The sequence below is a fragment of the Argonema antarcticum A004/B2 genome (assembly GCF_023333585.1).
GTDB lineage: Bacteria > Cyanobacteriota > Cyanobacteriia > Cyanobacteriales > Aerosakkonemataceae > Argonema > Argonema antarcticum.
Genome location: NZ_JAIQZN010000148.1, coordinates 1 through 11,895, shown reverse-complemented (window position 1 = coordinate 11,895; position 11,895 = coordinate 1). Strand labels below are relative to the sequence as shown.

At 44.6% G+C, this 11,895-nt stretch carries 10 protein-coding genes; 3 read left to right on the top strand and 7 right to left on the bottom strand.

All coding sequences use genetic code 11. From position 1 onward, the window contains the following. Positions 1-290: 290 nt before the first annotated feature. The 3 genes from LAY57_RS33195 to LAY57_RS33185 form a co-directional block, all read right to left on the bottom strand. Positions 291-1,769: a hypothetical protein gene (locus tag LAY57_RS33195; RefSeq protein WP_249071458.1), complete on the bottom strand. Its 1,479-nt coding sequence runs from the start codon at positions 1,767-1,769 to the stop codon at positions 291-293. A gap of 150 nt (positions 1,770-1,919) precedes the next feature. Then, positions 1,920-3,311, bottom strand: a complete 1,392-nt coding sequence (locus LAY57_RS33190) for a malic enzyme-like NAD(P)-binding protein (protein WP_249071457.1) — start codon at positions 3,309-3,311, stop codon at positions 1,920-1,922. A 295-nt stretch (positions 3,312-3,606) separates the two neighbouring features. After that, positions 3,607-3,747: a hypothetical protein gene (locus LAY57_RS33185; RefSeq protein ID WP_249071456.1), complete on the bottom strand. Its 141-nt coding sequence runs from the start codon at positions 3,745-3,747 to the stop codon at positions 3,607-3,609. Between the two features lie 372 nt (positions 3,748-4,119). Between LAY57_RS33185 and LAY57_RS33180 the strand changes: the two genes are divergently transcribed. Then, positions 4,120-5,058, top strand: a complete 939-nt coding sequence (locus LAY57_RS33180; RefSeq protein WP_249071455.1) for an SGNH/GDSL hydrolase family protein — start codon at positions 4,120-4,122, stop codon at positions 5,056-5,058. A 62-nt stretch (positions 5,059-5,120) separates the two neighbouring features. Here LAY57_RS33180 and LAY57_RS33175 read toward each other — a convergent pair whose 3' ends face one another. Continuing rightward, entirely contained in the window at positions 5,121-6,101 is a 981-nt protein-coding gene (locus tag LAY57_RS33175; protein ID WP_476726983.1) for a Gfo/Idh/MocA family oxidoreductase, read from the bottom strand. Between the two features lie 309 nt (positions 6,102-6,410). On the opposite strand from LAY57_RS33175, the gene queC reads away from it, so the two are divergent. Both queC and LAY57_RS33165 read left to right on the top strand, forming a co-directional pair. Beyond that, entirely contained in the window at positions 6,411-7,094 is a 684-nt protein-coding gene (queC, locus tag LAY57_RS33170) for a 7-cyano-7-deazaguanine synthase QueC (RefSeq protein ID WP_249071454.1), read from the top strand. Between the two features lie 57 nt (positions 7,095-7,151). Beyond that, positions 7,152-7,598 carry a DUF29 domain-containing protein gene (locus tag LAY57_RS33165; RefSeq protein WP_249071453.1) on the top strand — a complete coding sequence of 149 codons (447 nt, stop codon included), beginning with the start codon at positions 7,152-7,154 and terminating at the stop codon, positions 7,596-7,598. A gap of 332 nt (positions 7,599-7,930) precedes the next feature. Here the strand turns inward: LAY57_RS33165 and LAY57_RS33160 are convergent, their stop codons facing one another. The 3 genes from LAY57_RS33160 to LAY57_RS33150 form a co-directional block, all read right to left on the bottom strand. Next, on the bottom strand, positions 7,931-9,205 hold the full coding sequence (locus LAY57_RS33160) for an O-antigen ligase family protein (protein ID WP_249071452.1): 1,275 nt from the start codon (positions 9,203-9,205) through the stop codon (positions 7,931-7,933). Then, positions 9,141-10,865 (bottom strand): hypothetical protein, encoded by a 1,725-nt coding sequence (locus tag LAY57_RS33155; protein WP_249071451.1) that lies wholly within the window; start codon positions 10,863-10,865, stop codon positions 9,141-9,143. Before LAY57_RS33155 ends, LAY57_RS33160 begins: the two co-directional genes overlap by 65 nt. 86 nt (positions 10,866-10,951) lie before the next feature. Further along, positions 10,952-11,638 carry a hypothetical protein gene (locus LAY57_RS33150; RefSeq protein ID WP_249071450.1) on the bottom strand — a complete coding sequence of 229 codons (687 nt, stop codon included), beginning with the start codon at positions 11,636-11,638 and terminating at the stop codon, positions 10,952-10,954. Positions 11,639-11,895: the final 257 nt, after the last annotated feature.

The window sequence follows — 11,895 nt, the reverse complement described above, 5'->3', positions numbered from 1 at the left end:
AGCATAGCCAAATTTTACTATGGGTTTGGGCGAGTGTGGTAAGGCAAGGGAGTAAAAGTGAAGGATTGTGAGTAAATTTTAGTAAAGTGACAACTGTTGATGAACCCTGCCTCTTGTATTATACCTGACCTTACCTAAATGTTTACTACAGATCTAGGGGCAATTCATGAATTGCCCCTACACCAGAGAGTGTAGAGATTTAGCCGAAATAAATCCAAAGGATCTAATCGATCGGCCCAGACGCGAAAGTCTACATCCAGTTAACGGTACTAACAAATCGCACAGCAAACTTATTTGTAATGGGAAATCTGTCCATCTTGTGGCTGTGACAGCTGATGTATCTTTCTCGTTTCTTCCATAATTTGTTCTATATCTTCTTGAGATAAACGCTCTACATAATTGATTTTGATTTCTTCGAGCATAGCTAAGAGTAAACTTTGAATTTTTTCTAGGGTTTGCTGGTTTTGCGCTTCCGAGGCGATCGCTTCACCGAAATGTTGCACCAGTTGTGCAGAAAGTTTCGATCCCACTGGATCTTCAAGTGCCGAAGTTATGGCTTCATAAGCTGCTTGCGATATTTCTGTAACTAGCTTTTCAGCTAACTGGTTGGGTATTTCGGCTAGCAGAGGTATGCTTTGGATATTTTTATAGGCGGGTAAATTTTTGAGAATGCTTTCAATATTGTGACGCAGGATAGCTGACAAGTCTGGCTGTATTTTTGGTAAAACTCGGTAGACGAGCATTTTGATGATAATCTCAGCGATCGCTTCTACTTCGTTAATATTATTGATATCGATGTATGTGCGTTTTTCTGATTGAAATAGCCAGCGCGTTATTTCACCTCGTTCGATCGATCCCTGAACCTGCTTGATCACCCTGACTACTACAACTTCAGTTATTTCTTCTGCAAAAGTCGCGACGAAACCCTGAGTAACTTGCGTTTGTATCCGTTCCAGGTCTACTAATTCAGCTTGGTTGAGGCGAATAGTAACTGGTATGACTCGCAACCATCTCCAGAATGGTATTAATAGCAAGATATCGTACCAACGCCACAGCATAGCATCTAGCCAGCTAATCCCAACGTGACGGCGACTGATAAACCAGGTGCGTCCTAAAAATTCAAGGCCGAAAAGGATTACAAATGGCAAATCGACGATCCATAAGTAGTCAACAAATTCGCCATTTTCACCGATGGGACGATAATAGTTTGTCTCTATTAAAGGGCGTATTTTGGTGTTAAAAAATATCTGTTCTTTCTGCCATCCATATTTTGATAAGTAGTCTTGAGTCCAAAAGGTGTTGAAAGATTGACGAGCCGAATCTAGGCCAATGCGATCGCGCATTCGATTCTTAATTTTCTCCAGCGTACCGCTCTTATTGGCGACGCGAAATGGATCGGTATCGATCGTTTCGCTGCTGAGGCGACGCAGTTCTGCCAGTAAGTTTTCAACTTGCGGCGACTGCAATCCTGTCTGCGCTACTTGTTCTTCTAGTGCATTTACAGTATCTAGATATTTTTGCGTGTCTCGATTTGGTTCAATACCCTTAATTGGGTCATACCATTTAGTAATTGGAGGCAGAGGTATTTTGATAGTAGAGTTAAGCAAATGTATATTACCTTGTAGCCAAAAGTTGCGCCAGGGTGTATAGCTTAAATCAAACAGCACTAAACCTAAATTTGCCGAAGCGAGGAGTGCCATCAATCTTTCAAACCAAAGATTGCGACGGGTTATAGATTTTTTTCTGGTTATTTTTGGTACGGATGACATAGTTATAGCAATCGCCTTGGCGGTTAATACAGTCCAACCTTGGACTAGAAAACCTACAGATCTGAATTTGTCTTAACCATTATAAGAAAGGTAAAAGGCAAAAGTAAAAATCTAAAATCTTTCTTTTGCCTTTTAACTGTTAACTTTCTGCTAACTGCGGGCGATACCTTCTTGACGCGCTGCTTGTTGAACGGCGGCGGCGACGGCTATAGCAACTCGTTTGTCAAATACCGAGGGAATGATATATTCCCGATCGAGGTCGGAGGGATTGATCAGGGAAGCGATCGCATAAGCAGCTTCCAAGCACATCGTTGTGGTAATTGACGACGCACGGCAATCTATGGCCCCGCGAAAGACGCCGGGGAAGGCTAAAACGTTATTGATCTGATTTGGATAATCGCTGCGACCTGTGGCGATCACCGCTACATCCGACCCCAGTAACTCTGGTTGAATTTCTGGTATTGGATTTGCCATTGCGAAAACGATCGGGTCTTTGGCCATCGATCGCACCATTTCGGGCGTCAGAACCCCTGGTGCGCTCAAACCGATGAAAACGTCGGCACCTTGTAAGGCCCCGGCCAGAGAACCTTGCGCTTTGACGGCAAATTCTAGCTTTTGCTCGGTTAGATCGGTACGACTCAGGGAGATAATACCTTTGGTGTCGCAGATCCAGATTGTTTGGGCACCAGCTTTTCGCAACAGACGCGCCACCGCCACCCCAGCAGCACCAGCACCGTTAATCACGATACGGATTTCGGAAATAGATTTCTTCAAAAGCTTGAGGGCATTAATTAAAGCAGCTAGGGTAACAATGGCGGTGCCGTGTTGGTCATCGTGAAATACGGGAATATCTAATTCCTTTCGCAGTCTGTCTTCTATTTCAAAACAGCGGGGTGCGGCGATGTCTTCTAAGTTGATGCCGCCGAAGACGGGGGCGATGTTTTTGACAGTGCGGATAATCTCGTCGGTATCTTGAGTTGCCAAACAGATCGGAAAGGCGTCAATACCGGCAAATTCTTTGAATAACATCGCTTTGCCTTCCATGACTGGCAAAGCGCCATAAGGGCCTAGATTGCCCAATCCCAGTACGGCACTGCCATCGGTAACAATGGCGACGGTGTTTTGTTTGATGGTGAGGGTGTATACCTGTGCTGGGTCTTCGGCGATCGCAGTGCAGATCCGACCGACACCCGGTGTGTATGCCATCGACAAGTCTGCTTGACTTTTAATCGGGATTTTGCTATTTACAGTAATTTTGCCGCTGCGGTGCAGATTAAAGGTGCGATCGTAGACCTCCAGAACGGTGACATCCGGGAGTGTCTTAACCGCTTGCACAATTTTCTCTTCGTGTTCGCTGCTAGAGGCATCGATGGTGAGTTCTCGAATCGAGATCTGGCGCGTTTGCTCAATTAAGTCTATTTGACCGAGATTGCCGCCGACGGATGCGATCGCCTGAGTTACGCTTGCCAACATCCCCGTGCGGTTGGGCAGTTCCAAGCGGAGGGTGACGCTAAAAGAGGAATTCGGGGTCAGGTTTACCATGCTGCTGTTGTTCTGATTTGGGTATTGGATAGGGCTGTAGGATTGCAACAAGCGAGATTTATATTCTCCATTACAATCAATCACTTCAGGGTATAGGAACAACAGCTATTTGATTGTGTTAACTCACACCAAAAGCAGGAAGTGGGAGTGCGGGAGAAATTTAACCCCACCCCCTTGCCCCCTCCCCGACCCGTCAACGGGGAGGAGAGAAATACAAAGACTCCCCAGTGGGGAGTCTTTCTTCTCCCCCCTCTCCGTTGCGGAGAGGGGGGTAGGGGGGGTGAGGTTCAATCCTTTAATTGATGGCGTAGGCAGAATTCAAGGCCCACAAGATTAGTACGGCAATACCACCGAGTACTAAAACTGCCGAAATGGCGATCGCCTTTGGGCTATCGGCTCCATCGAATTTCATGATTCCACGGTTTAGGTCTGTCATATCAGTGAAATATTTCCTCTGTACTTAGCGCTAGAAGATTGGGAAATAAGGTTTCCTGGTCTAGATTAGCCTTGAAACGTAGGCTCGTCCATGACTGGGAGGGCTGAGAGACGAAAATTTTTGTTAATAAAAAAGGTATTGTTGGCGAAACCGTGTTTCTGGGTGTTCAGTTTATTTACGCCAACCTACTTATCTGATAGTCCGGTAATGTTAGAGGTATGCCCTACCTCGATAGCTTCTGGAGAAAGAGTAAGACCAAGCAAAGGTACTGCCTTTGTAAGGCATCGTTCTGTGAAGGAAGAATCTCAGTGTATGACGACCTGAGAGTGTCAACTAGACTGGTTAAAGACAGTCTAGATGAGGAAAAAAGGGGTGAAAGTTGCGCTAGCGATCTTGGCAATTATTGTGGGGTTCTTGCTGCTGCTGGAAGTGGGACTGCGTTTGCTGTTTGGTTTCGGCAATCCCCTCATTTATATTGCTGATGAGCAGATTGGTTATTTGCTGGCACCTAATCAGCGGACTCGCCGTTTTGGGAATCGGATCGAAATTAATCAGTATTCTATGCGTAGTCACGCTGTCACTAGGGAGCGATCGCATTCTACGTTGAGGGTTTTGCTGTTGGGGGATTCGATCGCCAATGGTGGTTGGTGGACTGAGCAAGCCAACATTATTTCAGAGATGATAGCTCACCAGATGGAATCGCGTGTTGGCGATATTGGATTTAAGGAAGTTGAAGTTCTCAATGCCTCGGCAAATTCCTGGGGGCCAAGGAATGAGTTAGCTTACCTAGAGCGGTTTGGTACTTTCGACGCCCAAGTTGTGGTGTTGCTGATCAATACCGATGACTTGTTTGCTACAGCACCTACGTCGCTGCCGGTGGGACGCGATCGCAATTACCCCAATCGCAAACCTCCCCTAGCTTTGGCGGAAGTTTTCAACCGCTACCTATTACCAGCACCCAAGTTGGCGGCGGTGAATGGGGAAGAAGGCGATCGCGTCGATCGTAATTTGGCGGCGATCGAGGAAATTCAGGCGATCGCAGGGCAAAGAAATAGCCATTTTTTACTGGCTATGACGCCGTTACTGCGGGAAATCGGCAATCCTGGGCCGCGCGATTACGAACTTAAAGAACGGCAAAGACTTACTGACTTTACCCAAAGCCAGCAAATTCTATATTTGGATTTTCTGCCGATCTTCAACAAAGCCCAGCAGCCAGAAACCTTATACAGAGACCATATTCACCTCAGTCCTCAAGGCAATCATTTGGTTAGTGAAGCTATTAGCCGAGAGATTTTAGATTTGAGATTTTAGATTGCAAATTTCAATTTTTATTTTTCAATCTGCAATCTGAAATTTTCAAGCTTGAAATTGTATTACACCTTTAGCGTCGGCTGATTCATACGCTCCAACTCTCGTTGGTTCCATACTTGACCGTCGAGGGCCATCTGTTCGATCGAACTTGCCAACCGAAGGGCTTTGAGAGCTTGTTCGCCGCCCACAGAAGGTTGATTGCCACCCCGCACGCAATTGACAAAATGCTCCAACTCTGCATGAAGCGGTTCAATGTTGCTGGTGTAGACCTTCTCAATCAGACCATCCTGCCGATAAAGTACCTGACCGTAGTCAGTCTTATAGTTGGCAGTCGTTTGTCGGTGAATCAGAATCTCATTGTTAAGAAAGTCTGCTTCTGTCAGCGAGTTCTTACAATGAGCGGAAATCCGGCGGATTTTCCGATGGGTGACTTTGCTAGCTGTGAGAGTGGCTACGATGCCATTGGCAAAGCCCAGGGTGGCGGTCACGTAATCTAAATAGCCAGAATCAGAGGCGCGGCTGCCACTGGCTGTTAGCTTGACCACTGGGGCTGCTGCCAATTCCAGCAGCAGGTCGATGTCGTGGATCATTAAATCCAAAACAACAGACACATCATTGGCCCGATTGGAGTACGGACTCATGCGGTGCGCTTCCAAAGCCAGCAATTCTTCAGTTTTCAGCACTTTGGTGAATTCCTGAAAAGCTGGATTGAACCGTTCGATGTGACCCACTTGCAGAATTTGTCCCGACTCAGCTGCTGCATTGACCAGGGATTCGGCCTCGGCAATACTGGCGGCGATCGGTTTTTCAACTAAAACGTGAACACCGCGTTGGAGACAGGTCATCCCGACTCCGTGATGCAGTTTCGTGGGTACGGCAATGCAGACCGCCTCCACATGGGGAAGGAGGTCGCGATAATCTTCAAAAAAGCGAACTCGATACTTACTGGCAGTATCCAAACCGCGCTCGACGTTAATGTCGGCGACGCCTACGAGTTCTACGTCTTTGAGTAAACTGAGAACACGGGTGTGATGCTGTCCCATGTTGCCCACCCCGATCACCCCAATCCGCAACGGTTCTGGTTGATTTCGTTGCAGGTAAGCGTTCGCAAATCTCACTGAGATGCTATCTGGCACTCTGTTATGCTCCTCCACCACATTGGGTCTTATCCGACAAGTAGCCGTCAAAAACCATCCAGATGGTAGCATAGTGTCTTCATTGATTAAGAATTTCTAAGCTGACTTTATGTTCCTACACACAATCAGTCGATCGAAAGCACTTTTTGTAGTAAAGGGAACTTCTAAGTAGCCAATATCAGTACGTTTACAGGTAAGCAGCGCGAGGGAAAGGTCGTGAAAGCGGTGATTTTACTGTCTGGGGGATTGGACTCGTCAACGGTTCTGTATCAAGCAAAAGCTCATGGGTTTGAGTGCTACGCCCTTTCGTTTGATTACCAGCAGCGCCATCGGCAGGAGTTGGAGGCTGCAAGTGCGATCGCTCGCTCTGCTGGTGTCGCACAACACCAAGTAGTCAGTTTTGACTTGCGTTTGTGGGGTGGTTCTGCGCTAACGGATACAAATATTGAGTTGCCGTGCGATCGCTCTCTGGCTGAAATGGCCCAAAATATCCCAGTTACTTATGTGCCAGCCCGCAATACCATATTTTTGAGTTTTGCGCTAGCGTATGCGGAAGCAATAAATGCCGAACGAGTTTACATCGGTGTCAACGCTTTGGATTATTCCGGTTATCCCGATTGCCGTCCCGACTATATCCAAGCGATGCAGGAAGTGTTTCGATTGGGAACGAAACAGGGAAGGGAGGGAAATGCGATCGCTATTTTGACGCCTTTAATTAATTTGAAGAAAACCGAAATTATTCAGTTGGGAAATAGCTTAGGCGTACCTTGGTCAAAAACTTGGTCTTGCTATGCTGGTGAAGAATTAGCTTGTGGAGTTTGTGATTCTTGTCGGTTGCGGTTGGCGGCATTTGAAGAGTTGGGGTTAAAAGATCCGCTACCCTATTCCAAACTGAAATAATCGTAAAGTATAGCCTTCGATGGTCTAACCAATAAACAGAAAATAGGGTTTATAAATATGGAAACAATGTACATATCTGACCTCTATGAAATAGATTTCCATGCCTGGACTCAAGAGCAAGTTAGTCTGCTCAAAACTCAACATTGGGATAAATTAGACACTCTTAATCTAATTGAGGAAATTGAGACATTGGGCAGGAAAGAACGGCAAGAACTGAGAAATCGACTGGGAGTTTTGTTAGGACATCTACTAAAATGGCAATTCCAATCTGAAAAACGCAGAAATAGTTGGTTGGGTACTATTCGAGAGCAACGTATTCAAATCAAACTGCTTTTGCAGGATAGTCCTAGTTTGAAATCCTATCTAAGTGAAGTTTTCCTTACTGCTTACGAATTAGGTTTAGCTTTGGCGATTCGAGAGACTCAGTTAGGCGAACAGGTATTTCCAGAAGTATGTCCCTACACTCCAGAGCAATCCATGAATTCTGAATTCTTACCAGAATAGAATTAGATTGATAATCGAGGAGAGCGATCGCTGACAAGTAATAGAACAGGAGTCGAATTTCCCAATGTTAGAAAAGCTTCTAGACATTCCAATTCATAATCTGGGCATAGTCATAGGAATTTTTTACAGATGATACCAAATCCGGGTTATTTACCCCCTTTATAGTGTGAAGTGTAGGGGTGAAGCATTGCGGCAATAAGTGTATTCCCAAGAGCCAAAGCCTTTCTACCGCAATGCTTCACCCTTCTTATGGATAACGGGGGTTTTTATCCCGGATTTGGTATGCTCAAGTAGAAAACCACCTAAAGTTTGATATTCGTAGATGAGAAAATTTACTTTGCTTTGGCATCTTTTTCACTGCTGAGACTGAGTACCCACCAAAATAGATAGGTAAACTGGGCGCATTCAAACCAGGTGAAAGCAAACACTAGGTAGGCTAAAGCCACTGCTTCTACCCCACGATTCGGGGACAATACTACGCACCACAAACAGAATCCCAATAGCACGCCGTAACACACCATCCCCAAAATACCTACCGATAAACTGCTGTCGAGTATCAGGTTGTGGGCTTTATTTGAGATTATCGGTTTTGTCCGAATTACTCCTTCCTTATTAACATAATCGAAACTAAAATCACCGAGATGAACAATTCGAGGTGTCCAGCTGGAAGTGTAAATATAAGGATAAGCGATGCCAAAACCATTCATACCCCATCCGAATATTGGACGCTGAACTATTGCCGATGCTGATAGCTGCCATAAATAAATTCTGTCTGACGTGATTTGTTTGATGAGAGGCAGATTATCGATTTTACGAGTAGTAGTATTGATGCCGATCGCTAACAGACAAACTAGGGTGGCCGGAATTAATAGCTGATAATATTTCTGTCCTAATAAGTAAGTGACTGCTATAATTAGAGCTAATATTCCCGCTCTGTTTTGAGTAAATAATAGTGCTGGGATAATCGAAATTGTGGAGATTGCGAAGTTGCCGTTATTTATCCATCCTTTCTGCCAACTCACTACCGCCAACACCGCCACTGCTGCTAATACAAAAGCTGCATGACCCCGATGGGAATACAAACCAATTGGCTGCTGAGCTTGGAAAATAGTACTCACTAAAATATTGTCCCGTAACAGTTGACCAGTTGTAACGGTATAGTCAATTTTCCAGTTAAGAACTTGAGGAAAAATGCTAAGTGCCAGAATCACTCCACCGATAAGTAAACCGTTGAGTTGGGAATGCACTATTGATGGGCGATATTTTAACACCAGCGTATTGCTGAGCGTAAACGCAGCAATTAGCAACCAATACAGCCACCCATCACCCATCTCATTTTGACCGAACAGAGAACGTAGAGGAAAAGGACTGAAGATAGTTGAAATTAGCCCGATGCCGAGAAATATTTCCCAGAGCAGTTTGCTGATTTTCCAATTACGGGGTATGGTTATATCAAATCTTTCTGTCCATAAAATTGAAAGATTTAATAGAGTAATGAGTATGACAGCAAAGATTTTTGGCTGCGTCCAGATTTCGCCTCGACTACTCCCCCAAGGATTGATGAGAATGATGCTGAGGACAAACAGAAATCTGTATAGATGTTTCACGGCTGTTTATCCTTTCTGATTTTCTGTCCTTGGAATACTCCCCATCCACTAGCATTAATAAACCCAAAATAGCAGTAGGTTCGGGAAGTTTTTTAGGGTCAGGTGTTTCTTCAATTGCACGCATTTGAAAACTACCTACACTCTGATTGAATGCTAATTGAATCGGAAAAGCAGTTGATTCTGTTTCACCAATTAATGAATCGATATCCGTAATTTTAAAGTGAGAAACTCCTTGACCCAGCAGAGATACAAAGTCTAGGCTATCTCCTAGGCCAAATTCTCCCAAGATGGCATCTCCTACTCTTACGGTGAAGCGGTTGTCAAGACCTACTGGGAAGTCGAGAATTTCGGTAAATAGGGTATTTTCTAATGCTTGAAATTCAAAACCGTGAGTGGTGTGGGGGTCGTACCAGCGACAGCCGGGAACATTTGAGAAGACTTGCCAATTACCGTCACTTCGATTTGGAAGTATGGGGGTTTGTTGTGTCCCACCGGGTCTTTCCCTGCTAACTCCACCACCGCCACTACCACCAACGATAAGTTCAGGTGGAGATTCTTCAGGTGAGTACACTTTGACATTGAGTTCGTAGTTGCCTTTGTCTTCTCCACGATGACCGACGTTAGCAGATCTGACATCTAGGTTGATGATACCATCGCCTCCTACAATTCCGGTGAGGGCGGAAGCAAAACCATCTCCTACTAAACTGCTGTCGTTGTCGTAATTAGTCAAAATACTTTTGTTGTTATATGCACTTAGGTATGTGTTGGGGTTGCAGCTATTTGAGGGCAGGTCGTTTTTAGTCCAGGCGTAATATTTGGAACCTGGTGTCAGTCCATTGAGGGTGAAATTGTCTACTTCGTAACCGGAGGATAGGCTGTCGGAATATGTTTTGGTGGGTTTAGGGGTTAGTGTGTTTGTCCAGCCCCATGTGATACCGTTGTAAATCTTGACATCTCCAACGATTTTCCCCTCAACCATCTTAGTTGCAGTCTCCTCAACCAAATAAAGTTCTGCCTGCCAACGAATGTCTGAGGGGGAAGGAACTGGAAAGATTCTTCGGGTTACTGTGTCTCTGAAAACGTCTGGCTTTAGAGAAGGATCGTTGAAAAAAGGATAAATAGAGTCATAGTACGGATTATCTGGCAACTGAGTGTCAATCGTATTCTGGTTGTTACCATACCCGGCGGAGATGTCATAGTTATTAAATATACGTTGAATCCAATGGATTTTATTTCCACGAGCGAGACTTGGGTCGCCCGTACCAGCCGTATATTTTAAATTAAGAAAAGCTCCAGCTACGTCTGGTGGCGTAATTGCCGAAACCGCACATCCGGTGGAGCCTGTAATTCCCAGACACGGCCTATACGTTTGAATATCAAAACTACCAGTTAAGATATTAGTTGGATCATTATCAAAATTCCAGCCAGGAAACTGATTTTTCAGCGTTATCATAAAATCACTACTGTTACTAGGAGGCAGTAGTTCTTCTACAATGTTATATGTTGCCACAGTACCATCGCTGCCATCCGATGTACGAGTATATGACAAGGCAGAAGTAGTACGAGGGCCATTAATAGAAAAACCGAAACTTGACTGGCTCGTCAGTATGAACAATGAGGTCGTTGTTAAGAAAACTAGCTGAGATTGCTTTGATGACATTTCTTGTAGCTCCTTTAGGCAACAGTTTGACAAATATATTGCTGAGATTTGATCAACTATAAAAGCCATTGCAATAACCTTTGGAATCAAGGCATAACTAAACGTATTTCCACAAAGGGTATTATTACCTGGCCTGTCCAAATAGCTTCTAACCGTATGTATTGCTTGGTTTCCGGTTTATAGTACGTTGCTTGCGATTCGCGGTTGCGATACTTGAATCGGACGTAATAAGAACCCGGCTTAAGATCTTGATAAAACCATGTACCAAGACGCAAGTTGACACGCGAGTTATGGGAACCAAGTAAAAGTTGGTTATCATTCCAAAACAGCTTTGCCTCCCTCAAATAAGTCACGCGTTCTCCTGGCATTGCTAACACAAAATCGGATTCTATAGGATAGGATATTCCTTCAAACCCTCCGCCTGCCAGAAGTGATTGACCATCAGATCCTACAAGGTCTGGTAACATATCACTATAAAAACTAAAGTAAAGTGGAGTTGATGTATTGTTAGTAACGCTGATACCCAACGGCACGGGGGTAGTCGCACCCGGCTTATTTTCTGGAATGCGCCATACACGCTCCGGTATTACAGTTTCAAAGCGGATACCATCCACTTCAACCCCATTGCTGTCGATCGAGGCAACAGGTGTTATGTTGGCTACCTTCTCTACGATCTCATTTTTTGGCACGGTAAACAGGGACTCATGGCTGAGTGCTATTTCCCCTCCCAAAACTAAAGCCAAAGCCAAACAGAAAATCAAGATGTTACGCATGAGATTTCCTTAAGAACTGAGTGTTATATAAATCAGTACGTGAGTTTTTTTCGCGACGCTTATTCAATAAAGTTATTTTTTTAAATTACACCATTAAATACCGTTGCTGTCAATCAAAAACTAGATGTTTTTCATCAGAATAATTAATTCAGTAAGTTCACATTAATCTGCCAATTACTACCTGGGGGGGAGACAACTATAGCTCAAAGGTAGATTGGATAAGGGTTTCGGCTCGGCGACCTCGTTGATAATAAGGT

Bases quoted from the DNA above. Each gene is read 5' to 3' on its own strand.
- LAY57_RS33165 (WP_249071453.1), top strand. From the start codon at position 7,152: ATGGAAACAATGTACATATCTGACCTCTATGAAATAGATTTCCATGCC.
- LAY57_RS33195 (WP_249071458.1), bottom strand. From the start codon at position 1,769: ATGTCATCCGTACCAAAAATAACCAGAAAAAAATCTATAACCCGTCGC.
- LAY57_RS33175 (WP_476726983.1), bottom strand. From the start codon at position 6,101: ATGGGACAGCATCACACCCGTGTTCTCAGTTTACTCAAAGACGTAGAA.
- LAY57_RS33190 (WP_249071457.1), bottom strand. From the start codon at position 3,311: ATGGTAAACCTGACCCCGAATTCCTCTTTTAGCGTCACCCTCCGCTTG.
- LAY57_RS33155 (WP_249071451.1), bottom strand. From the start codon at position 10,865: ATGTCATCAAAGCAATCTCAGCTAGTTTTCTTAACAACGACCTCATTG.
- LAY57_RS33185 (WP_249071456.1), bottom strand. From the start codon at position 3,747: ATGACAGACCTAAACCGTGGAATCATGAAATTCGATGGAGCCGATAGC.
- LAY57_RS33150 (WP_249071450.1), bottom strand. From the start codon at position 11,638: ATGCGTAACATCTTGATTTTCTGTTTGGCTTTGGCTTTAGTTTTGGGA.